Here is a 22,679-nt window from a genome sequence, read left to right as displayed (position 1 = left end):
CTGAGCGCCCATCACTGCTCGAAGCCCTCGATCTCAGACACCGCCAAGTTCTTGTTGAGCGCCGCGAGGCAGTCTTGCACGAAAAGGGAAACCACCGAATGTAGGCGGTACGAGCCTCCCTTGTACACCACGACGCGATTTCCCAAATCGCCCAGCAAACGCCGTACGTCCTGATCGAAAAGCTCTTGCGCGTACTCGTACGCCAAGCGGTCGACGATGGGCCGGAAAGGCTCCATCAAGTCGCATGAGAAGTTGAACTGGTTGTACTCGCTGCGATGGCAGATTCCGCACTGCGTCAAGTACCCGCGCGAAACCACTTCCCTATTCACCATGGAGAGTAGCACGGCGTACCCGTAGTTCAGAGCCGCGTTGACCGGGACATCATCATCGCGCGAGAAGCCGCGGCCGAACACCGCGGCGAAGTACAGGCGCGCCGCATGGGCCTCCCGGTTGGTAGTGTCGCCGGACCGCACCTCGTCGCGACTTGCATAGAGCGACTTCGCAGCTTCCGCGAGCCCTCTTTCCTCGAGCACGCGCGCTTGCTGGCGAATCTTTTCCTTGACCACCTGCTGCCACACGCGCTTCTTGATCGGCTCACCCCACGAGAGCTGCTCCGTCACGCGCTTGCTTGCGTTATGCGCGCCGTACAACGGGAGATATTGTCCGATGGGGTTACACTTCTCGTCGGCAACAACCAGCGATATCTTGCACTTCGCCAACTCGGCCAGCAAGTACGCGCTCAAGTACACCTGCGTGTTCTGCAAGATGATGGACGATATCTCCGACAGGTGGATCTTCTTCGTGTCGTCCGTCTTCCGCACCACGAGGTAGCCGCCTTGATAGCTGCATCGGCACTGGCTCTCGATGAAGATGGTTCTAAAGGCCAACCGTCTCACGCCTCTCGAACATGCCGGTTACCGAAGAATCTACGAAGCAGATCTTACCTGCAGAGAGCTCTTTAGAGAACGAAGCGTTCATACATCCCGAGTATTTCGAGCCGCCAACCGACGACAAATCGATCATGTTCGTATGCGCAGCCGCAATCGACACTAAAGAGAGCAGCGCCCGACGCTGATCGGCATCGCTTGCCTTCGCGAATGCATCCTCCATTTCAGCCACCTTCATCTGCTGGCCCAACCGAGAGGCGTAGTGAGCATACTTGCCCTGCAGAGAGCGAAGCAATCCGAGCAACTCATCCAGCGAGCAATCCTTGCTCTTTTCAATACGCCAGATCAGCTCCGTCTCGTCCTGAGAGAAGGCGAACTGCTGCGCATTACGAACCTCCTTCTTCCCCGTGATGTACAGCCGCGAATCACCGATGATAATCTGCTGATACTTGTACACCTTCCGCCGACGGATGCGCTCGAACACGAGCCCTGCCCCCTCCGCAAGCTCGCGCGCGTAGTTGTCCAACGCTTGCGGATCGCTTGCGAGCGCGGATGCCACACGTACAGGCACCGGCGCAAACTCAAGCACCCGCTGGTTCTTCTTCGGCTTGGTTGCCTCGTACACGAAAAAGTACGCGAACTGCTCGCGCGAATAGCTGCCGTACTTTTGCGGATCAAGCCCCTTCTTCAAAGGAAGATTGAGCGTCTTGCCCGCCATCTTCGGCGAATAGATCGTGGCATCCCAAAACGCCCCATGCGTCTCTTCAGGCATGCGCGAGATGAAGCAGTCCTTGTAGTCGAAACAGCGCTTGATGCGGTCTATCTCGAACTCGGCGTTCCAGGCGTCGCGGAACACTTCCCCCGTCTCCACGTCGAAGCCAGGCGTTAGGAAGCTCGACACGATGAACCCAGCCGAGCCCGGCATCTCGCGGGTACGGCGATAATCGTCAGCCTGCTTCTTGATGAACTGCCTCACCACCGCGGCCATCTTCACCGGCTCGCTGTACACGGCGCTATGGCGATACCGTATGAACCGTCCTACCTGGCAGGCAAGATAGGCGTCGTGCGCATGGTGGAAGTCGTTGATCTCGCGGCTCTTCGCAAGCCTGCACTGCTCGCGCAACTGGTGGGAAACGCCTGCCTTCACCGGCTGCACGTCGCTTTCAGGATAGCGTGTCTGAAGCAGCTGCTGCACCTGCTTCACGATCTGGCTCGTCTCCACCAGCTGGCGGTTGATGAATTTCTTCATCATCTCGTCGCCCACACTCGTGCGCGTCAAGTTGTTGAACTTCTTGTCGCCGATGAGTCCTGCATCGCGCAACGTGCGCCAGAATCCCTGCATGCGCCCGATAAGCTTTTGGTCCAGCAGTAACGAGTCAAGCTTGCGCTGGTTCTCGTCCGCGTACACCAGAACCTTGTTCTCGAAGCTGTCGTCTTTGGTGTACGACTGGGGCAAGATATGGTCGACCTGGTAGGTCGATAGCTTATTGATATCCAGCGGTTTTCCCGAGTACATGCACTTGCCGCACTGCATGAAGTAGAGCGTCAGCCGCTCGTCATCGAGAGCGCGCGGATCGCGCTCCTTGAGCTCGGTGCACACGTCAGCATATTGGCCCTTCAAACTGGCGAGCGCCGCTTCCAAGGCCTTGTAGCGACTCGTGCTTCGTCTACCCTTGTTGCGAGGATCCTCGTCACGCGTCACCTCGATGTAGATATGCGCAGGGGGCTTGCCGGCGATCTGCGCGATCTCATCCACGACGCGAAGCGCCTGGTTGATGCCACGCCGCAGAGCCGGCGAGCCCGTCACCTCGTCGACCGTCATCCCGCCAGACTCAAGCGCGCGCTCGCGGTTGCGCTCGTCGATCTTCGCCTGGAATTCCAGCAGGTCGTCATGGAGTATCTCCATGAGGTTCATGGCCGCCCCCATGCGGCGCGCATGGTTCGGGTCGCCCTCCAGCAATATATCCATGATGGTTTTGGGGCCGTTGTCGGTGGCGCTACGCAGCCCGCGCAGAAGCTCGGCCGACAGCCGCCCCCAACCAGCGTAGCGCTTCTTGCAGAGCTTGCGGATCTGCGCATCGCTCAAGCGGTCGCCGTAGGCGAGCTTGATTTTACGCTTCAAGATGGAGCGATCCTCGAACACGGTGTTCCACAAAATGACGTCCTCAGCCATGATGGCATCCGCTTCGGAAAGATCATCGACCTCGAGAATCTTGCAGAAGTCGCGGTGCGAGGAGAGCTGCGACTCGAACGCGTCCTCGCCCTGACCCCCCGACACGTGGTACGCGCCGCCGACGGACTTGCCACCCTCCGGCCCGTGCGTCTTCGCCAGCCACTTCTCCACCGCCTCGTAGGTCACGCGCTTGCGCTTCTTGAAGAGATCCTCCACGATACCCAGGCGGTCGGCCGTGTCAAACCGGTAGCTCTTGTCTCCATCCTGCGTCCAGCGCGCCCCGGCGAGCTCGTTCAGCACGCAGAACATCTCGTAATCAAGCGAGCAGCGCGCAAGCACCGGCTCGCCCTTCAAATACGTGCACGTGCCGGTCATGCGGCGGATGAAGTCTTCGGCGCTTTGGTCCTTGTCGATGACCTTTTCCCAGTTCCACGGGTAGACGCGCTCGTTCTCCATCCCCGGCTTGCGCGACGACCACGCGAAACGCGTCTCACCCCTGGCATCGACTGCGGCGTTCTTCCGCGTGAGCGGCCCAATGTAGTAAGGGATACGGAACGTCACGAGCGATTCAAGCTCATCCTTCTCGCTCGCAAGAAAGGGGTAGTACGGTGCCTGTCGCTCAATGATGGCCAGCATTTCTTCCCGATGCAGCTGATAGGGAATCGTGCCGTTATCGCTGGTCTTCAAGCGGCGCAGAAACGTGCCCGCCTCGATGGCGCGCTCGATGGCCGCATACCGTTTGTCCGCCTGCGCTCCGATGTCCATCAGGAGCTTCTGAACTTCTTTCAGAAAGTCTTCATGCGAAAGCTTGCTCGTACCCAGGTTGTACTTGGTGTAGCCCTTCGCTTTTCCGGGATCGTAGTCATGCGTCCCCTCGTAGAACGATCCCCGGAAGAATTCGTCGTACCGTTCAGGTCCATAGGCACGCACCAGGTCTTTGAGCGTTTCCAGATCGCAGCCGTAGCGATCGTATTCCCGCACTTTGCATAACGAAAGCATTTCGCCTTGCGCCTCGCTCAGTATACTCATCAACACGTAGGACGAATAGACCTTTTGCATCGCTTCAAAGAGATCACGGCCTTCATCTGGACAAGCATACGCTTCGACCTTTTCGTCGTTGGATAGCGCGAACTTGCTGCCTTCTGCATCGGCGAAAAAGATATGCGAGAACTCAGCTGCATATCCGACGACGGCTGCAGAAACGGCTTTCTCGAGCTTCTTGTACTCTTTTTCTATTCCGAGCGCATTTTCGACCTGTTCCCGTTTTTCGGCAACCTGCAACGATGCGTCGCTCAAGATCCTCGCGAGCGCATCCTGGTTGCATGCGCACTCGACATCGTACTTCGCGCACCACTCCCCGAGCGCATGGCACAGCTCCCCAACCGCATCCCCCATATTGGCGTTCTTCGCGCTGAGCGCAGGGTTGTCCTGGTGCAGGAAATTCCCCCGATGCTTCACGATGTTGTGAAACGCCAGGTAGACAAGGCGTATGTCGGCCTTCTCATCAGACTCCATCAGATGGGCGCGCAGGTGGTATATGGTAGGAAAGCGCTGGTAGTAGTCCGCCTCGGTGAAGTCGCCGTCATTGAAAAGCGGCCAACGATACGCCGCGTGGGCCGGGTCGCGATCCTCAGGCAAGAGGCGCGCCTGGTTCAGGCGGATGAAGAACTCCGGGTCGACCTTCGCCATCTCCTCGGCGAAAAGCCCTTGCAGCAGATCGAGCCGCTGGCGCCGACGGTCGTAGCGGCGGCGCTGACCGCGATGCACCCGCGTGTCGGCAGCGGTCTGCGCCGACGGGAACACGCGGCTCCCCCATGTCGGCTTACCCTTGAAGCGACAAAGATCGCCTTTGTCATCGAGCACCGCCCATCCTACCGATCCCGTTCCGATATCCAACCCGATTTGATATGATTCGACGTTGCGCAGATTCATAGGTTCCCCTTTCAGGATATACCTGATAGAATGGATCACATCTTGATACCAGTCAAGATGTCACTGCGAGTCAAAATAAAGGCTAAGCCTTACCTGCCCTTCGGGGCGCCGCGGAGGCGGCACTTTGACTCACTGCAGAGGGCCCTTTCGGGCCCTCTGCTATTATTCCAATCAAACCCCTGCGCTAACTGAACCGCATTTTGAGACGCTATGCGCGCCACAACCTCGTGCGAAGCCCCGTTGCACTCCAATGGGACGTGCGATTATCGTATGCATCAGGGAAATTACCGTAGAGTACACGTCCTAACTCGTGCGACAATATCCCTCGCACGAACAACCCCGAACCAGAAAGCACGACATGCCAGAATTCATTTACCAGATGCACCAGGCCCGCAAGGCGCATGGCGACAAGGTCATCCTCGACGACGTGACGCTGTCGTTCTACCCCGGCGCGAAGATCGGCGTCGTGGGGCCGAACGGCATGGGCAAGTCCACCCTGCTCAAGATCATGGCCGGACTCGAAGAGGTCACGAACGGCGAGGCGCAACTCACGCCGGGCTACTCGGTGGGCATCCTCTTACAGGAGCCGCCGCTTGACGAGGATAAGACGGTCCTCGAGAACATCAAGCAGGCCTTCGGTGACATCTTCGCGAAGGTGGAGCGCTTCAACGCCATCGGCATGGAGATGGCCGAGCCCGACGCCGACTTCGACGCGCTCATGGAGGAGATGGGCCAGCTCCAGACCGAGATCGACGCCGCGAACGGCTGGGACCTTGACAGCCAGCTCTCCCAGGCCATGGACGCACTGCAGTGCCCCGACCCCGACGAGCCGGTCACGCACCTCTCCGGCGGCGAGCGGCGCCGCGTGGCGCTCTGCCGCCTGCTGCTCGAGGCGCCCGACCTGCTGCTGCTCGACGAGCCTACGAACCACTTGGATGCCGAATCGGTGCTCTGGCTCGAGCAGTTCCTCCGCAGCTATCCAGGCGCCGTCCTCGCCGTCACGCACGACCGCTACTTCCTCGACAACGTGGCCGAGTGGATCTGCGAGGTGGACCGCGGCAGCCTCTTCCCCTACAAGGGCAACTACTCCACCTACCTTGAAACGAAGGCCGCCCGCATCGAAGCGCAGGGCCAAAGCCAGGAGAAGCTTGCCAAGAAGCTGAAGAAGGAGCTCGAATGGGTGCGCTCGAGCCCGAAGGCCCGCCAAGCCAAGAGCAAAGCGCGTCTTGCCGCCTACGAAAAAATGGCCGCCGAGGCACAGGCGAACAAGAAACTCGACTACAACGAGATCCAGATCCCCGTGCCGCCACGCCTGGGCGCGAAGGTCATCGAGGCGAGCCACCTACACAAGGCCTTCGGCGACCGCGTGCTCATCGACGACCTGTCGTTCGACCTGCCTCCGAACGGCATCGTGGGCGTTATCGGCCCGAACGGCGTGGGCAAGTCCACCCTGTTCAAGATGATCATGGGCCTGGAGCCGGTCGACGGCGGCACGCTCGACATTGGCGAGTCCGTGGTGATTAGCTACGTCGACCAGAACCGCGAGGGCATCGATCCAAACACGAAGCTGTGGGAGGTCGTCTCCGGCGGCAACGACTTCATGATTGTGGGCGACACGGAAATCCCCAGCCGCGCCTACGTGGCCAGCTTCGGCTTCAAGGGCTCCGACCAGCAGAAGCCGGCCGGCGTGCTCTCCGGCGGCGAGCGCAACCGCCTGAACCTGGCGCTCACGCTCAAGCAGGGCGGCAACCTGCTCCTGCTCGACGAGCCCACGAACGACCTGGACACCGAGACACTGGCCAGCCTGGAGGAAGCGCTGCTGGCCTTCCCCGGCTGCGCTGTGGTCACAAGCCACGACCGCTGGTTCCTCGACCGCGTGGCCACGCACATCCTGGCCTGGGAGGGCACCGACGAGAACCCCAGCACCTGGACGTGGTTCGAGGGCAACTTCGAGGCGTACCAGAAGAATCGTGTGGAGCGTCTTGGCGAGGAGGCTTCCCGTCCGCACCGCGTCCATCGCAAGCTCACGCGTGATTAAACGTCAGCAGCCCCGCTTCCGACACAAGAAAGCGGGGCTACCGGTTGGAGAAGAAGGGGTCGCCGATCGTGCGGCCCCTTCTTATGCCTTCTCCACGCGTACGGCGCAGACCTTATACTCCGGCGCTTTCGACACACGGTCAAGCGCGGCATTGGTCAGCCAGTTGCTGTTGGCGTCTTGGAAGTGAAACGGCATCCACGTCTCACCAGGATTCGTTTTGTCCGACACCCGAGCCGTGGTCTCAAGCTCACCGCGCCGCGACGAGACGCGCACGCGATCGCCGTCAGACACGTTGAGAACGGCAGCATCGCGCTCGTTCAGCTCGATAAACGAACTTCCCGCAAGCTCGCTCAAACCCTCGGTTCTCCCCGTCATCGCGCAGGCGTTGTACTGGTACAGTACACGGCCCGTCATGAGAACGAAGGGGTACTCCTCGTCAGGGAGTTCGGCTGAGGGTTGGTAATCGGGCGTGGAGAACGCGCCCAGGCCTTGGGCGAACTCGCCCATATGCAAGATGGGCGTCCCCGGATGGTCTGCGCTCGGGCACGGCCATTGCAGGCCACGGCCGGCCACTTCCTCCCCGTCGAGACGCGCGTGGCTCATGCCGCCGTACGTGGGGGTGACCGCCGCGATCTCATCCATAACCTCGGAGGCGGTCAAGCGCGGCTGATCGTAGCCCATACGGTTCATGATTTCAATGAATATATCGGTATCGAGGCGAGTATCGCCTGCGACGTCCACGGCCTTGCGCACGCGCTGCACGCGCCGTTCGGTGTTCGTGAACGTTCCTTCCTTCTCTGCATAGCTGCGCCCCGGCAAGATGACGTCGGCATACTTCGCCGTCTCGGTCATAAACAGATCGTCCACTACGAAGAACTCGAGTGCCTCGAGCGCGCGGATCACATGAGTCGTATCGGGATCAGTGCGCACAGGATCCTCGCCGAACAGGAACAGGCCTTTGATATCGCCTTCGATCATCGCCGGAAAGCATTCGGTCGCCTTCACGCCCTTTTCGCGCGACAGTTCGGTGCCCCACGCCTTCTCGAATCGCCGTACCACTTCAGGATCGGCCACCTTCTGATAACCAGGCAGATCGTCCGGACCGGCACCCATGTCGCAGGCGCCTTGCACGTTGTTCTGCCCGCGCAGCGGATTCACGCCGCCGCCCCGACGTCCCAGGTTTCCCGTAACCATGGCGATATTCGACAGCGCCATGACGCCGTCGGTGCCCGTTGAGTGCTCGGTCACGCCCAGGCAATAGACGATGGCAGCCGCATCGGCAGCCGCATACAGCTTCGCGGCTGACACGAGATCGCGCTGATCGATGCCACATATCTCGGCAACGCGCGCGGGCGTATAGTCGCGCACAGTCGCAGACAGAATCTCGAAGCCCTCGGTGCGCTCGTGCACGAAACGCTCGTCGTACAGTCCCTCGCGGATGAGCACGTTCACGATGCCGTTCGCGAACGCCACATTCGTGCCCGGCCGCAGCTTGAGATGGATATCGGCATGCGCCGCAAGCCCGATGCTACGCGGATCTGCGACGATGAGACGGCATCCGCGCTCGACCGCGGCGCGGATCTGCATGCCCGCGACTGGATGTGCCTCCTCGGGGTTCGATCCCACGAGCATGATGACGTCCGCCTCGCGCGTAACGTCCTCGATGGAGTTCGTCATCGCTCCCGAACCAAGCATGGTCGCCAGACCGGCGACCGTGGGAGCGTGTCAAACACGCGCGCAGCAGTCGACGTTGTTCGTTCTGAACACCGTCCGTGCCATCTTCTGGAACAGGTAGATGTCCTCGTTCGTGGCGCGCGAGCACGCGAAGGCCGCAAGCGCGCCGCCGCCCTGCGCATCTCGTATCTCCGCAAAGCGCGCAGCTACGAGATCAAGGGCTTCGTCCCAGGTCGCAGATTCAAACTCCCCGGTTGCGGAATTCTTCACAAGCGGCGTTCGAATGCGGTCGGGTGCATCCACGAAGTCGAAGCTAGCCGAACGGCCCTTGACGCACAGAAGCCCCTGATTCGACGGACCGGGCGCACCCTCGGCATCCACGACTCGGCCATCCTTCACCACGAGATCGAGCTGGCAGCCCACGCCGCAGTGGGGGCACGTGGTGCGCACGCGCTCGGTCTCCCATGAGCGGTACCCGCCGCGACGCTTGACCGCGATAGCCCCCGTCGGACACGCCTGAGCACAATTGCCGCACGATTCACAGCCCGTCGCCAACCAGTCTTCGCCGAATGGCGCCTCGATGACGGTTCGCACACCGCGCTTGCCAGTAGCAAGCGTGTGATTGCGCGCGGTCGCGTTGCATGCACCCACGCACCGCTGGCAGACGATGCACAGGTTCGGGTCGAAGGATAGGAACGGATTGGCATCCAGAATCGGCTTGTGCTCTTTGGCTTGCCGATACGTCGGTTCGAGCACGCCGTACTCGCGACAGAGCGCCTGCAGCTCGCACGCGCCGTTCTTATCGCACGAGAAGCAGTAGCGCGTCGAATCCAATCCATGATCGGAGATGATGAGATCCAGCGCAACCTGCCGGTACGCTCGAATCTTCAGCGAATCGGTTGTCACGCTCATGCCGTCGCGCACAGCGGTCGCACACGCGGGAACGGGATGCTCCTGCCCTTCCACCTCGACCACGCACACGCGACAGGAGGCGATAGCGTTCGCATCCTTCAAGTAGCAGAGCGTGGGAATACGGATGCCGGCTTGCTGCGCAGCCTCCAGAATCGTAGCACCCTCCGCCGCCTCGAAGACGGTCCCGTCGATCTTGATGCTAGGCATATTGCTGCCTGCCCCCTTCCGAAACGCCGAAGCCGAACCGATCGCACCGCAGGCAGCGCCCGCACTCCTGCTCGACCTCCTCGCGGCTCATGCCGTTTTCCACATGGTCGAAATCGTTCCTGCGAACACGCGCGGGCCTCTCCGTAATCTCCACACGACCCCTGGGCGTACGATCATTCTCGTGCGCCTGCGGTACCGGGATATCCGAGCGAAGCGTATGATGGTAGCCTAGGTATTCATCGATGTTTCGCGCCACGACCCTTCCCGCGGCGATGGCCTTGATAGCCGTTGCGGGGCCCGTCTGACAGTCGCCTCCTGCGAATACATTATCCCGCCCTGTGACCGCCAGATACTCGTCGACCACAAAGCAGCCCCGATTGGTCTCCAGGCCGTATTCTTCGAACGGCGCGGCTTGGATATCCTGGCCGACGGCGATCAGCACGACGTCCGCCTCTACCCTGTCCTGCGGCTTGTCGGCCGCAATCGGCGCAGGTCGGCCTCCGCGCACCGGACCGATCATCTGCGGCTGGGTGATAAGCGCAGCGCAGCGCCCAGCCTCATCAGTCTCAATACCGACGGGAGCTTGGAGCACAATCATCTCAACGCCCTCTGCGATGGCACTTTCGATCTCAGCCGAAAGTGCCGTCATGTCCTCCTTGCGGCGCCGGTACACGACGGTCACCTCCGCGGCCCCCGCGCGTACCGATGTGCGCGCGCAGTCCATAGCCACGTTGCCGCCGCCGACCACAACCACGCGCTTTCCGGAGAAATCGGGGTAATCACCGTCCCCGATCCGCCCAAGCAGGTCGACGGCCGACATGACGCCCGCGGCATCGGCATGATCCATGCGCAGCGTCTTGCCCGTTTGCGCGCCGATGGCGATATACACCGCATCGTAGGTTTCCGCGATCTCGCCCATTTCATGCAAGCCGACGGGGCACTCGCACCGAGCCGTAATGGATCCGGCAGACAGAATCCCTCGAATGTCCTCGTCAAGCCGTTCGCGCGGAAAGCGATATGCAGGGATGCCGTAGCGAAGCATGCCGCCAAGCTGCTTGCGGGCTTCGAATACCGTCACCCGATGCCCCATGAGCGCAAGGAAGTACGCGCAGGTTAGGCCGCTCGGCCCCCCGCCAATGATCGCAACCGTGCGTGCCGTGTCCGCGCTATGGACAGGAATGGGCACCGTGTCAGCCGGCGCATGGTCCACCGCATACTTCTTGATACCGCGGATATTAAGAGGCGCATCGATGAGCGTGCGGCGGCAGTGCGCCTCGCAAGGATGCTCGCACACGAGAGCGCAGGCGGTCGGGAACGGATTGTCCTTGCGCACCATGCCGACCGCACCTGCATAGTCGCCAGCTTCGACAAGCGCGATATAGCCCGGTACGTTGACATGTGCGGGACACAGCGTCTCGCACGGCACCGACTGCTTCACGCCCTCGCGGCAACCATGAGACCGCACGTGGCTTTCGTACTCGGATGCAAACGCATCCATGCCCTCGAGCAGTGCCTGCGCAGCTTCGTAGCCGATTGCGCAATCTGAGGTGTCGCGCACCATCTCGGCGAGCGACCGGCACGCCCGAAGCTCGTCCTCGCCTGCTTCACAGGCCGCCACCCGCTCGATCATTGCCACGAGGCGCGGCAGCCCGTCTCGGCAGGGCACGCACTTCCCGCAGGTCTGGGCAGCGGCGGCCTGCAGAAGTGAAAGCTGGGCCGCCACCGGGCAGATGCCCGGCGGCATCGCCGCGATACGGCGCCCATGCCGTTCGAGGAACGCGCCCAGCAGTGCATCATCTTCGACCTTGGACGCAATCGATAGTTTTGCCAACGTTTCCCCCATGTCGATGCAGGACGGCGTTCCTGGCCGTCCTACAAACGCCGTTTCATTGCCTCAAGCGTCTCATTTTAGCGCATCCGCACCCCGCCTTCGCCGTCAAACGAAACCGATGAAAGACGAGAGGCTGACGCGCGGTGACAGGCGCTTATGCGTGCGCCCGCTTGATGGCATCGAGCAGTTCGGCGTACTCCTCGTAAGCAGGCAGCTCCGGATGGTCGGCCTTGATAGCGTCGGTGCTCTTGAACAGGAATCCCGCCTTGCTCGCTTGTATCATGCCGAGATCATTGAAGCTGTCGCCCGCCGCAATGGTGTCGAACCCGCACGACTGCAGAGCTCGCACGGTGGTAAGTTTGGAGTCCTTGCAGCGCATCCTGAAACCGGCGATCTCGCCTTCCGGCGTCATGGCCAGCTCGTTGCAGAAGATGGTCGGCCAGCCGAGCTTCTCCATAAGAGGACTTGCGAACTGGGTGAACGTATCGCTGATGATGATCACTTGGGTGAATGCCCGCAGCTCATCGAGAAACTCTCGCGCCCCAGGAAGCGGATCGATCTTCGCAATAGTCTCCTGAATCTCCTTTAGCCCGAGGCCGTGCTCGCTCAGAACGTTCAGACGAAAGCCCATGAGCTTGTCGTAGTCAGGTTCGTCGCGCGTGGTGCGCTCAAGCTCCGGGATGCCGGTGGCCTCGGCGAACGCGATCCAGATTTCGGGAACGAGCACGCCCTCCAGATCGAGGCAGGTCAGATACATCAAAGCTCCTTTCGTCCGGCCGCGTCAACGCGGGCTCCGGCCTTCGTCTGCAACTTGGTAGAGCCGCGCACCGACTACGGGGCCGCTCGTTCAATCGGGATCGGGATGCGGATAGGTGTAAAACCCGCCTGCAGCGCAGCCGCAGGCAGAAACCCGCCGTTCGCGTAAGCATCGCGATCGCGCGCATAGGATAGTCCATTTTTCGACGGCGTCACACACAGCATCCGCCGTTTGCCGCCACTCGGTCGCCCTCGTCGGAAAACGGATCGACGCAGCCGACGCCATGCGATCCGCGAAGCACCGGCTTGGAGGGGCAATCTGAAGGCACGCAGTCCGTTGCAGCCGCAAACGGCGTCCGCCGCCTATCTGATCTCGTAGCGGCCTTCCTTGCGCTTGATCGGACGCGCCTCCATGTCCGGGTATCCCAGCACGATCCCGCCGACGAGCTTGCCCTTGTCCGGCGCGAACCGCTCATGCAAGGCGTCTCCCGCCCGGCAGACCACCTCGACCCAGCACGAACCGAGGCCTTGCTCATAGGCTGCTAGGCACAGGTTCTCCATGGCAGCTGCCACGCTTTCGATGCAGCTGGGCAGCAGATCCTCGCTGTAGGGCTTATGAAGGAACGCGAGAACGATCGTCGAAGCACCGCCCATCGCGCTCACGAACTCCATCGTCTCCTCGACGATCTCAGGGTTGTTCTTGAAACGCGCCTCAAGCTCTTTGCGATGAGAGAACGCCGTTGTCCCAAGCTCAGAGAACACGAACGCAAGATCCTCTTTTTGCGTGAGCGCCACGAAGTACCACGGTTGCAGGTTCTGCCCCGAAGGAGCCCAGGTTGCGGCCTCGAGCAGATGCTCGATCGTTTCCCGTGCAACGGGTTCGCCGGTGAACTTCCTTATGCTCCTTCTCCCCTTGATGGCATCCATCAACTCCATTGAAGCCTCCTTCGTTCTTTCGCTGAAACGCCCCGCGCCCAGCGATGAAATGCCGCGTTCCAACGCCGCAGGCCTCATTTCAACATACCACCCCGACGGCCCTCCCGCCAGCCCCAGAGCGCGACGCCGCAGAAACAGCGAGCTTCATCGGTTCAGAAAGCTCATCCATGCGCCGAGTTCCGCCTGCGCCTGGCGGCGGCCCCGCTCGTAATTGGCCGCCAACTTCGCCTCGTCGCGCTCGGTGTTCGCTACGCCTTGCTCGTTCGCGTAGAATGCATAGGCGCGCCCCTCGGCTTCCAGCTTGGCCAGGTAGTCCAGCTCTGCATTATAGCGCTGGCTCCACGAATCGAGCGCTGCCCTCATGCGCGGGCGGCGCCAGAAGAATGCATCGTAGAGGCGCCGAGGCCGCTCCTTTTTGCGGAACCCGCGCGGGCGCGTGCACACCACGAAGAAGCGGCGCAGGCCGTCGTCCATCGCGCGTGGCAGCATGATGCCGCCGCCGGCGCCGATGCCGCCGTCGTACTGCGCGCGCCCATCGATCACAGTCGGGGACATGATGATGGGGTAGCTGGCCGAAGCGCGCACTCGCTCCATAAGCATTCGCTCGGTCGGGAAATCGCGGCGCGTGAAGTACGTGGTCGCGCCCGAGTCGCGATCAATGGATTGCAGCGTCAAGTGCGCGGGGTTGGCTGAAAACGTCGCGAAATCGAACGGCAACGAGCATGCCGCCCGTGCGCGCCGATGCCCGTGCAGCTCCGCATCGAGTCCGTCCGCGTGCACGAGCGGTTCGAGCCAGCGGCGGAATGCGAGGTCGTCCAAACACCTTGTGAATGAAGCCTCCGCGCGGCGGACGTCGCGCGAGACGTAGTCGATCGCGTTCGTCGCCCCAGCCGAAAGACCGTACACATCATCGAAGTACAGCTTGTTTTCCAGCAAGACGGACACCGCCCCCGCCGAATAGGAGTTGCGCATGCCGCCGCCTTCAAATACAAGCGCCACGCCGTGCACGGTGCTCACCGGCTTTTCGCGTTCTTCGCAGGCCTCGTCCGAAGCCATGCCCGCCTCCTTTCTCCCGACGGTACGCCGCTTCGGACTATACGGCCATCCGTTGGCACGACGAGGAGTCGAAGCGCGATCGTTGCAGCACCGTTTCTTCCGCTTGGACAACACGCCGGAGAAGAACACCCGGACACGCCAATTCGCGCGATCCAGGAAAAGATCAGCGGTTCTGGGTCCTCAACTCCCAGAACGCCACGGCGCTGGCGGCTGCTACATTGAGGGAGTCCACCCCATGGTCCATGGGGATCTTGACGGTCATATCGCATCGCATGATAGTGGACGCCGACAGCCCGTCGCCCTCCGTTCCCAAAACAAGGGCCAGCCTGTCGCATGAGCGCAGGCGTTTGTCGTGCAACGGTATCGCATCATCGGAAAGCGCGAGCGCGGCGGTCTCGAATCCCAGCTCATGAAGCAGCGGTACACCTTCGGCAGCCCAGTCGCGCTCGCTGCCGATGCGCGTCCACGGCACCTGGAATACCGTCCCCATCGACACCCGCGCAGCACGACGGTAAAGCGGATCGTGGCAGGATGGCGTGACGAGCACCGCGTCGATGCCGAGCGCCGCCGCCGAGCGGAAGACGGCGCCGATATTGGTATAGTTTACGATATCCTCGAGCACTGCCACCCGTCGCGCTCCTGCAAGCACCTTCTCGACGCGGGGAAGCGCGGGCCGCTCGAACGCAGCCAGGGCCCCGCGCGTCACCTCGTAGCCCGTGAGCGCGTGGAACTGCTCGCGCGTGGCGACGAGTACCGGAAATGACGGATCAGCAGCCGTCAGACGCTCGACGAGCGGCATGCTCTGAGCAAGCCAGCGCTCCTCCATGAACAGCGAGCGAGGAGAAACGCCCGCATCGAGAGCCCGCTCGGCAACTTTGCGTGACTCCGCAATGAACAGACCGTTCGGAGCGCTCGGGCTCAAGCGTAGCTGCGCATCGGCAGCGCCTGAATACGGCGCGAGGCGCGGATCGTCAAGATTGTCGATTCGAATGATCGCCATGTGCGATCACACTCCCTACTCGATTCCAAGGCCCATCTGCAGCAGGTAAACCTCCTCGCGCAGCGCGCGAGCGCGGTCGCGGGAGAGACGGTCCTGCTCCTTCATGCTCTGGATCTGCTCAAGCTCGAGCCTGAGCGCCTCTGCCTCCAATTCAACGATGCGCGTCCTCTGCCCCTGAGACGGCTTCCGCAACCCGGCCATGCTCTGAAGGTCGGCGACCGACGCCGCCAGCGTGCCCAGTTCCTCGGCATCGCGCGTCTCAAGCGTGCGAAGCGCCGCATGATGTTCGCCCAAAAGGTACCTGACAGCCATCGCTTCGTCGGCATCGGCCTGGTTCCCAAGAGATGCCAGATACTCGACCGCGCAGCGCTCCGCGCCGACCGCGATGCGGTACCGTTCGACAGCCTCGGCAGCAACGGTTTCCCCCGAAGATCCTAGCGCCCCTTTCAGCGCGTCGCGAACGCGCAAAAAAGCCCGTCGCTTCAGGTACTTCTGCGCATGCCGCTCTGGCCGGCGCCCTCCGAGCATCTCGGCCATACGATCAAGGCGCTCGCTGTAGCAATCGCAAGCCTCCCGGGCGAAGTCTCCACGTTCGCCGGCCTGCTGCACGTAGGCCCGCTGGCGCTCGACCACCTCACGGCGCAGCTGAAGAAGACGCTCCGGCGCCACATCGCTCTCTACGATGCGCGCGATGCGCTCCTCGTAACCTTTCGCAACGACACGCAGTGCCGCATCCGACTTCGAATCGCGCTCCCTCGTCAGTTCCGCTATTACGTTGCGAAGTATGGCGACTTCCGCCGCACGATCCGCCGCATCGTCCTCTTCGGCGGAATCCTCCTTCGGAGCTAGCAGGGGCACAACGAAGTTCGCCAGCAAAAGCGTGCACACGATCACGCCCGACGCCAGAAAAATAAGGTCATTGCGATGAGGAAACGCGACGCCTGTCGAAAGATAGTAGGGGATCGTGAACGCAATAGAGAGGGTTACGGCGCCTTTCGGACCCGCAAGCGTCGTGACCAGCAGGCTTTTCACGGCGGCCTTCGTCAGGCCGAAGCCCGTGCGCTCCCTCTTGGCTCTGGCGCGCCATGCCTCCATACCGAGCACCCACAGAAACCGCACTCCCACCACGAGCAGCGTGACCAGCATGACGCATCCGACAAGCATCGACCGGCTCATACCGCTGCGGTCCCAGGTCGGCGAGACGAGAAGGGCCAGCTCCATACCCAGAAGCACGAACACCACGCCATTGATGACGAACACGAGCACGTCCCACACGCTTGAGGAGACGATCTTGATGCGCGAAGAGTCCGAGGTTGTCTTGCGCGGGAAGAAGGCCATGAGCAACCCGGCCGCAACGACCGCAAGGATCCCACTCACTCCGAGATGCTCGGCGGTCAAGAACACGAAGAACGGCATGCAAACCTCGAACACGACGTGAAGTGTCGTGCTTTCCAGACCGCGACTGCGCAGGGCGCGAAGCACGATCTCAGCGGCCAGACCGAGGGTCAAGCCCAGAATAATACCGCCGAAGAACGAGAACGCAAACGACGCGCTAGCTTCCACCAGCGAGAACGCGCCCGTTGCCGCAGCGGCTATCGCAAACTGGAACGAAACGACACCCGAAGCGTCATTGATGAGCGCCTCGCCCGACAGCAGCGTCTTTTGCCGCTTGCTCAGCCGGATATCCTTCGAAAGCGACATGACCGCCACAGCGTCGGTCGGTCCGAGAGCCGCTCCCAGCGCGAAAGCCGCTGTCAAGGGAATGGAAGGCTTAATCCAGTGCAGGACGAAGCCCACCACGAGCACGGTGAGCAGCACGAGGCCCACGGCCAGCGAGACAATGGCCCCTCTGTTGTCCCACAACGCGCGCTTGTCGGCGCGGCGCGATTCGTCGAATAGCAGCGGCGCGATGAACAGCACCAGGAACAATTCGGGATCGACCTGCACATCGAGCGGTTCCGCCCACGCCACCGCGACGGCCGCGCCAATGGCTATCTGCACAAGGGGAAGCGAGACGCGGGGTATGATCTCATCGAGAACGGCGGAAACCAGCACGGCGCCGAGAAGGAGAAGCACGAGTTCGAACAGTTCCACGCGTCGCCCCTTCCGTTTGCTTCGCTTCTTTCAACCCGTTTGACCACGATCGCAAGACCCTTCGCGCCGTATTGTACCGGCGCGGCCGACCGCCCGGCGAAACCACATGCGACTCACAAGATCGCCTGCCGGTTGAAGCGAACTTGCTATCTGCGGCGGAACATCCTACAAAAGCAGCTCGGCGCTCTTATGCGCAATGCGTGCAGCCAGCTCGAAGCGCGGTGCCCGTCTGAGTGCGGCAAGCTCGTCGATCATGCTCTCGAGCCGCAGCCGGGCCGCATGCGCGTCGTAGGCGGCGCCCTCTCCCGATGGTTCATCGGTTTCAAGCAGCAGCAGATCCTCGGGGATCGAGCGCGCGTAGGCGCGCCCGCGCTTCGAAGCCAGCATTTTCGGATTGATCGAGAAGCGACAACCCAACCTCACGGCACGGTGAAGCTCATCGGATGTGCCCGCGAACCGATGGAAAATGCAGACGTTCCCTGCCAGCGCGCTTCGACGCTCGAGCACATCGAGCGTCGCACCCGCTGCCCGCACGGCGTGGATCGAGAGAACTTTCCCTCCATCCGCGCATGCTGAGACCACCCGATCGAACGTTGCGAGCTGCGCTTCGCGGCGCGCCGCATGCTCCCGCCCGAAGTCGAGTCCCACCTCGCCGATGAAGCGCTCGCAGGGCGCCAGGCGCTCGAACAGGGCCACCTCGTCCTCGCACGTCCCGTCCGCAATCCACCAGGGATGCAGCCCCAGGCCTACGCGCACGCGCTCGAAGCTGTCGAGCTCGCGCGCGGCACGCACGTAGCCGGCAGGTGACACGGTGACCGAAAACGCACCCGCCAGCTGCTCCTGCGCATCAGCGCCCGCCTCATGCACGTCGGGTGCGAAATCCAGATGGCAATGCATATCGAACACCGCACGAGGCGCCGGCTCCTCTCGCGCGTTCAAGGCCGACGCTCGGTCCGTCGCCTCCATCACGCCTGATCCAACCCGGCCAGTTCGCGGAGAACCGCGCCGGCTATCATCTGCCCCATAATGGGCGGCACGTATGAGGCGGTACCTAAATTTGAGCGCTCCTTGCGCGTCGCGCCCTCGCGGACGGGCACCCGAACAGGCTGCTCGCAGGAATACAGCACGCGCAACCGCCGGATGCCGCGCTTGCGGCCTTCCTTGCGCATGATGCGGCACAGCGGGCAATTCACCGTATCGTAGACATCGGCGATTCTCAAGCATTCGGGAAGCAATTTGTTCGCCGCTCCCATACTGCTAATGAGCCGCATACCCGCACGATCCGCATATTCGGCGATTGACAGCTTCGTCGAGATCGTATCGATGGCATCGATCACGTAATCCGCCCGACCGTCGTATGCGTCCAGGAGCGCGGGGACGTCTTCCGCGAGCACGAATGCGTCGAGCGCCTCGACCTGTGCGTCCGGATTGATATCAGCCACCATTGCACGCACCACGTCGGTCTTCTTCCGCCCGATCGTGCTTTGGAAGGCAATGGCCTGGCGATTGATATTGCTTTTCTGCACCACGTCGTGGTCGACGACAACCAGCCGCCCCACCCCGCCGCGTGCAAGCGCCTCGACGCAGTTCGAACCCACGCCGCCCAAACCAAGCACCATCACGGTAGACGATGCGAGACGCGCAAGCCCTTCGCATCCCATGATAAGCTCGAGTTTCGACAGGGCGGTCTCGGTGTCGTCGGACACCGAGTTGTCACCCCCGAAGCTGGGTGCGACGTCGAATCCAATGGCATCTCGCGTGTTCATGGAAGCCATTATACCTGCATGACATCCGGCAAAGCACGCACATGCCATATCGTGGCGATTTCGACGTTTCCGCGCTTCGTCGTCAAACCGTCGCCATGAAGGTGATGAGCGCGGGGATGAACGCAAACGAAAGCGCGGTGCTGATGATGGTACCCTTCGCTGCAAGCACCGGATCGCGACCGAACCGCTCTGCCCACATGGGCACAAGCGTTCCCACCGGCGTAGCCATCATGAGCACGAACACCCCGACAAGCAACGGGGATGCGACAACCAGCCTGAGCGCCAAGAACAGCCCGGCGGGGACGATTAGCTGTTTGACGGCCGTGTAGAGGTAGAGGCGCCATTCGGAGACCACCGCCTTCACGTTCACCTGGGAGATGATGACGCCAACGAGCATGAGAGCCAGAGGCGTCGTGAGGCCGCCCACCAGATCGAACGTACCCTGGATCACCGAAGGCAGCTTGACGCCGCCCAGGAACAGCGCGATGGCGAGGATGCATGCCACCATTGCGGGATTCATGATGGCCGACCAGGACACCTTCTCTCCCCCGCCTTCCTCCGACGAAAGCAGCATGAAGCCAAGGCTGTAGAGGAACACGCCCTGCATCATGACGAAGATGCTCGACAGGATGATGCTGGCGTCGCCGAATACGGATGCGATCACGGGAATACCGAGGAAGCCCATGTTCGAGCAGACGCTCATAAACAGGTACAGCCTGCGGTCCTTGCGCGGGACGCGCAACAGGAGGTTGCAGACGAAGCCAACAAGGAGCAGCGTAAAGAACAGCACCGCCCCCAGTATGAAAGCGCCGCCTATCAAGGTGCCCGAAGCGTCGGCGCCCGCGCCCTCCGCCGAGGCGATCACCATGCAGGGAAGCGTCACATTCATCAGCAGCTTATTGAGCCGCTCCTTGGTATGGTTGTCGAGATAGCCGAGCTTCGCCGAACCGAACCCGACGCACGCGACAAGAAAGAGCATGACCATCTGCTCGATGGCGGTTGACAGGTCTGTCATGGAAATCCCCCGGCGTTAGCGATGCACGGCCGTCGCCCGCCCAATGCGGCTAACGGCATGCATGCCAGTCTACTCCATGGACCGCACTCGAAGTCAAGATGCAGCGAGGAGGCTTACCTAAGATCCGGAAGGCCCATAGGGACCTATTCTCGAGCAACGTCGTACCCGAGGACCTTCGGCATTATGAAGCTGCGCTGCCGCCGAAGTCGGATCCGACGGCCGCTTGCGATTCCTGCTTGGAGCCCGAGCCGGACGAGCCGCCCGATGAGGAACCGGAGTCGGATCCCGAACCGGAATCGGAACCGGAGTCCGGCTTTGAGTCCGTACCCGACCCGGACGAGCCCCCATTCGGCTGTCCGCTCGAGTCCGAGCCGGATCCGCCGTCTTGGGATCCTCCGTCAGCTCCGTTCGATCCCTGGTCTTGGGAACCGCTCGAATTTTGCGAATCGCCCGACGTGCCCGACGAGGAGTCGCCCGATCCGGCATCGCCCGAAGTCGAGTCGTCCTGCTTGGAGCTGTCGGAGGAATCCCGCGCGTCGGCCGAATCGTCCTGAGAAGCCTCGTGCCCTGACGACCCCCGATCGTCCGACTGCGCGCCAACGAGCGGCGCTGGCTTTGCGCCGACGCCTTGGCCCGTCGTGGCGAAGTCCACGATGAGCGCCGAAGCTCCCACAGCCAGAAGCGCCGATACGATAGCCACGATGACAACGCCTCGCTGAACCTTCTTCTTATGCGCTCTCCGCGCTCGAGCGCGTCGAACCTCGACATCGACGCCAAGCTCAGCGGCTTCGGATCTCTGCGTCGACGAGCGGCTGGATGCGACTGTGCCTTCCTTGGCGGAAGACGTCGAGCCGTTGTCGGCGGCAGACTTCCCGTCTTCGTCGGATGCGCTTTTTGCAGCACCGCCCGCAACGGAGCCGCCTGAACGCGATCCTCCCAGATGACCGGTCTCGCCCGGTTTCAGCTCCTGAATTTTCTCGGCCGAGGCCTGCAGGAATTTCTTGTACAACTGCGAGGCCACCGCCGACACGACGGAGCCCACGCCCACGCCGATCACGGATCCGTATATCCCAATTTGAGAGGCCAGCAGCATCGAGGTGACAGCCGCCAACGCACCGGCGGCAACCTGCGCGATCGACAGGTCGTCGAACAGCCTGCTTTTGCCCTTGCCGGCCTTTTCAGCCTTGTCACCGCGTGCGTTTCGAGCCATATCGGTACCTCCTGTTCGCCCCGCATCCGAAGCCGTAGCCGCTCAGAACATACCGTACGAAGATGTAGCCTCTGCGTACTCCATTCAATCGTTAACGGCACATCACAGAATGCGCATTCGACCCGCCGCCGCGTTCGAACGGTGCATATCGGGCAAGCTGGACGCACGTGAAAAGCCAAGGGGTTGCCCTGATGGCAAGCTCCGTCGGAAACGACCGGCGCGAGCGTTTCATAGGGTGCGGGCGCATGAGGGGAAACGCAACCACGACGGCGACGATTGCGGATGGCGGTCTCTCTCCGCGTGATCGGACTAGGAAGCGCCTGCGAACACGGATCCGAAATCACCCTATCGTGCGAACGGGTCCACGTAGAGCCGCATGCCGTCGGGCAGGCGGACGAGGCCCGCCCGCTGGAGGACGTCGGCGAACGGCGTGTCCAGCACGGGCCGGCCGTTGAACGACTCCACCACCACCTTCTTGCGGGAGCCCTCCGCCCCGTCGCGCCGCGCCGCACGCGCCGCGTGGGCGACGATGGCGCGGGCGGCCTCTTCGAGCGCCGCCTCGTCCGCGGTGAAGGCCAGCACGGAGCGCAGGCCCGCCGCGGTGTACAGCACCGGCACGCCGGCGCGCATGGCCACGAGGCTTCCCGACCGGCGCGCGGGGCGCGCCGCGGAGGGTGCATCGCCGCCCGAGAGAGGCGGCCACGGCAGGCCGGCCCCGAACAGACATGCAGGGTCGTCGGCCGCCAGCACCACGTATCCTTCGGCACCAGAGCGGCCGTCGCGCGCATCGCCGTCGGCCGCATAGGTGCGCAGCAGGTCCACCGTCTCACGGGCGGCGAACTGCGCCGGGCCGAGGCCCTTTACGAACATGCCGCGCAGAAGGTCGCCGGCGTCCTCCATCGACCGCAGCACCGGCATGAGGGCGCCCAGGCCGCCGGGTACGCCGGAGAGCAGGGCCACGTCGCGCGCGAGTACGCCGTAACGGTCGAGGATCGACTCCACCAGCGCCACGGCGCGCACGGTGTCGTTCTCCGGCGACGGCGCGAGCAGCGACCAACGGCCCGAGAGCGCCGCACCTGCGGAGCCGACACCCACCACGGAGACGCGCTCCGCGGCCTCGGTCCGCAGCCCGCCCGACGCGGCGCCGCGGTAGCGCGAGCGCCGGCTGCTCGCACGGCGCTTCGGCGCGGGT

General features: G+C 62.5%; 15 protein-coding genes. 1 reads left to right on the top strand and 14 read right to left on the bottom strand.

Features of this window, described 5'->3' with window-relative positions; all coding sequences use genetic code 11:
• Positions 1-11: 11 nt before the first annotated feature.
• Both cas1 and cas9 read right to left on the bottom strand, forming a co-directional pair.
• Positions 12-887 (bottom strand): type II CRISPR-associated endonuclease Cas1, encoded by an 876-nt coding sequence (cas1, locus tag C2L71_RS09315; RefSeq protein WP_103265494.1) that lies wholly within the window; start codon positions 885-887, stop codon positions 12-14.
• Positions 877-4,992: a type II CRISPR RNA-guided endonuclease Cas9 gene (gene cas9, locus C2L71_RS09310; protein ID WP_103265493.1), complete on the bottom strand. Its 4,116-nt coding sequence runs from the start codon at positions 4,990-4,992 to the stop codon at positions 877-879. Before cas9 ends, cas1 begins: the two co-directional genes overlap by 11 nt.
• Positions 4,993-5,350: 358 nt before the next feature.
• On the opposite strand from cas9, the gene ettA reads away from it, so the two are divergent.
• Positions 5,351-7,030: an energy-dependent translational throttle protein EttA gene (gene ettA / locus C2L71_RS09305; RefSeq protein WP_103265492.1), complete on the top strand. Its 1,680-nt coding sequence runs from the start codon at positions 5,351-5,353 to the stop codon at positions 7,028-7,030.
• Between the two features lie 81 nt (positions 7,031-7,111).
• On the opposite strand, the gene fdhF is transcribed toward ettA, so the two are convergent.
• From fdhF to C2L71_RS09245, 12 genes are all read right to left on the bottom strand, one after another.
• On the bottom strand, positions 7,112-9,823 hold the full coding sequence (fdhF, locus tag C2L71_RS09300) for a formate dehydrogenase subunit alpha (RefSeq protein WP_103265491.1): 2,712 nt from the start codon (positions 9,821-9,823) through the stop codon (positions 7,112-7,114).
• Positions 9,816-11,654 (bottom strand): NAD(P)-binding protein, encoded by a 1,839-nt coding sequence (locus C2L71_RS09295; RefSeq protein ID WP_187143324.1) that lies wholly within the window; start codon positions 11,652-11,654, stop codon positions 9,816-9,818. Before C2L71_RS09295 ends, fdhF begins: the two co-directional genes overlap by 8 nt.
• Positions 11,655-11,808: 154 nt before the next feature.
• The gene (gene thrH / locus C2L71_RS09290) at positions 11,809-12,411 is read right to left on the bottom strand and encodes a bifunctional phosphoserine phosphatase/homoserine phosphotransferase ThrH (protein WP_103265489.1); all 603 of its coding nucleotides are present in this window, start codon (positions 12,409-12,411) and stop codon (positions 11,809-11,811) included.
• A gap of 362 nt (positions 12,412-12,773) precedes the next feature.
• Positions 12,774-13,346 carry a nitroreductase family protein gene (locus C2L71_RS09285; protein WP_157938961.1) on the bottom strand — a complete coding sequence of 191 codons (573 nt, stop codon included), beginning with the start codon at positions 13,344-13,346 and terminating at the stop codon, positions 12,774-12,776.
• A gap of 144 nt (positions 13,347-13,490) precedes the next feature.
• Positions 13,491-14,402: a patatin-like phospholipase family protein gene (locus C2L71_RS09280; RefSeq protein ID WP_103265487.1), complete on the bottom strand. Its 912-nt coding sequence runs from the start codon at positions 14,400-14,402 to the stop codon at positions 13,491-13,493.
• A gap of 163 nt (positions 14,403-14,565) precedes the next feature.
• Positions 14,566-15,402, bottom strand: a complete 837-nt coding sequence (locus tag C2L71_RS09275) for a TrmH family RNA methyltransferase (RefSeq protein WP_103265486.1) — start codon at positions 15,400-15,402, stop codon at positions 14,566-14,568.
• Positions 15,403-15,417: 15 nt separating this feature from the next.
• The gene (locus C2L71_RS09270; protein ID WP_103265485.1) at positions 15,418-17,496 is read right to left on the bottom strand and encodes a Na+/H+ antiporter; all 2,079 of its coding nucleotides are present in this window, start codon (positions 17,494-17,496) and stop codon (positions 15,418-15,420) included.
• A gap of 165 nt (positions 17,497-17,661) precedes the next feature.
• Positions 17,662-18,462, bottom strand: a complete 801-nt coding sequence (locus tag C2L71_RS09265) for a TatD family hydrolase (RefSeq protein ID WP_103265484.1) — start codon at positions 18,460-18,462, stop codon at positions 17,662-17,664.
• A complete protein-coding gene (locus tag C2L71_RS09260; RefSeq protein ID WP_420841324.1) occupies positions 18,462-19,157 on the bottom strand; it encodes a tRNA threonylcarbamoyladenosine dehydratase in 696 nt (231 codons plus the stop codon). Before C2L71_RS09260 ends, C2L71_RS09265 begins: the two co-directional genes overlap by 1 nt.
• 187 nt (positions 19,158-19,344) lie before the next feature.
• Entirely contained in the window at positions 19,345-20,277 is a 933-nt protein-coding gene (locus C2L71_RS09255; RefSeq protein WP_103265483.1) for an AEC family transporter, read from the bottom strand.
• 181 nt (positions 20,278-20,458) lie between these two features.
• Positions 20,459-21,487 (bottom strand): hypothetical protein, encoded by a 1,029-nt coding sequence (locus C2L71_RS09250; RefSeq protein ID WP_103265482.1) that lies wholly within the window; start codon positions 21,485-21,487, stop codon positions 20,459-20,461.
• Between the two features lie 345 nt (positions 21,488-21,832).
• The coding region (locus tag C2L71_RS09245) for an Lhr family helicase (RefSeq protein WP_420841322.1) at positions 21,833-22,679 on the bottom strand (847 nt) is incomplete at its 5' end.

The organism is Enteroscipio rubneri (genome assembly GCF_002899715.1).
GTDB classification, from domain to species: Bacteria; Actinomycetota; Coriobacteriia; order Coriobacteriales; family Eggerthellaceae; genus Enteroscipio; species Enteroscipio rubneri.
This window is presented reverse-complemented; position numbering and strand designations above follow the sequence as displayed.

Coding starts and splice junctions, on each gene's coding strand:
- C2L71_RS09275 (WP_103265486.1), bottom strand. CDS start 15,402: ATGGCGATCATTCGAATCGACAATCTTGACGATCCGCGCCTCGCGCCG.
- ettA (WP_103265492.1), top strand. CDS start 5,351: ATGCCAGAATTCATTTACCAGATGCACCAGGCCCGCAAGGCGCATGGC.
- C2L71_RS09260 (WP_420841324.1), bottom strand. CDS start 19,157: ATGGGATGCGAAGGGCTTGCGCGTCTCGCATCGTCTACCGTGATGGTG.
- C2L71_RS09280 (WP_103265487.1), bottom strand. CDS start 14,402: ATGGCTTCGGACGAGGCCTGCGAAGAACGCGAAAAGCCGGTGAGCACC.
- cas9 (WP_103265493.1), bottom strand. CDS start 4,992: ATGAATCTGCGCAACGTCGAATCATATCAAATCGGGTTGGATATCGGA.
- C2L71_RS09285 (WP_157938961.1), bottom strand. CDS start 13,346: ATGGAGTTGATGGATGCCATCAAGGGGAGAAGGAGCATAAGGAAGTTC.
- C2L71_RS09250 (WP_103265482.1), bottom strand. CDS start 21,487: ATGGCTCGAAACGCACGCGGTGACAAGGCTGAAAAGGCCGGCAAGGGC.
- C2L71_RS09265 (WP_103265484.1), bottom strand. CDS start 18,462: ATGGAGGCGACGGACCGAGCGTCGGCCTTGAACGCGCGAGAGGAGCCG.
- thrH (WP_103265489.1), bottom strand. CDS start 12,411: ATGTATCTGACCTGCCTCGATCTGGAGGGCGTGCTCGTTCCCGAAATC.
- C2L71_RS09255 (WP_103265483.1), bottom strand. CDS start 20,277: ATGACAGACCTGTCAACCGCCATCGAGCAGATGGTCATGCTCTTTCTT.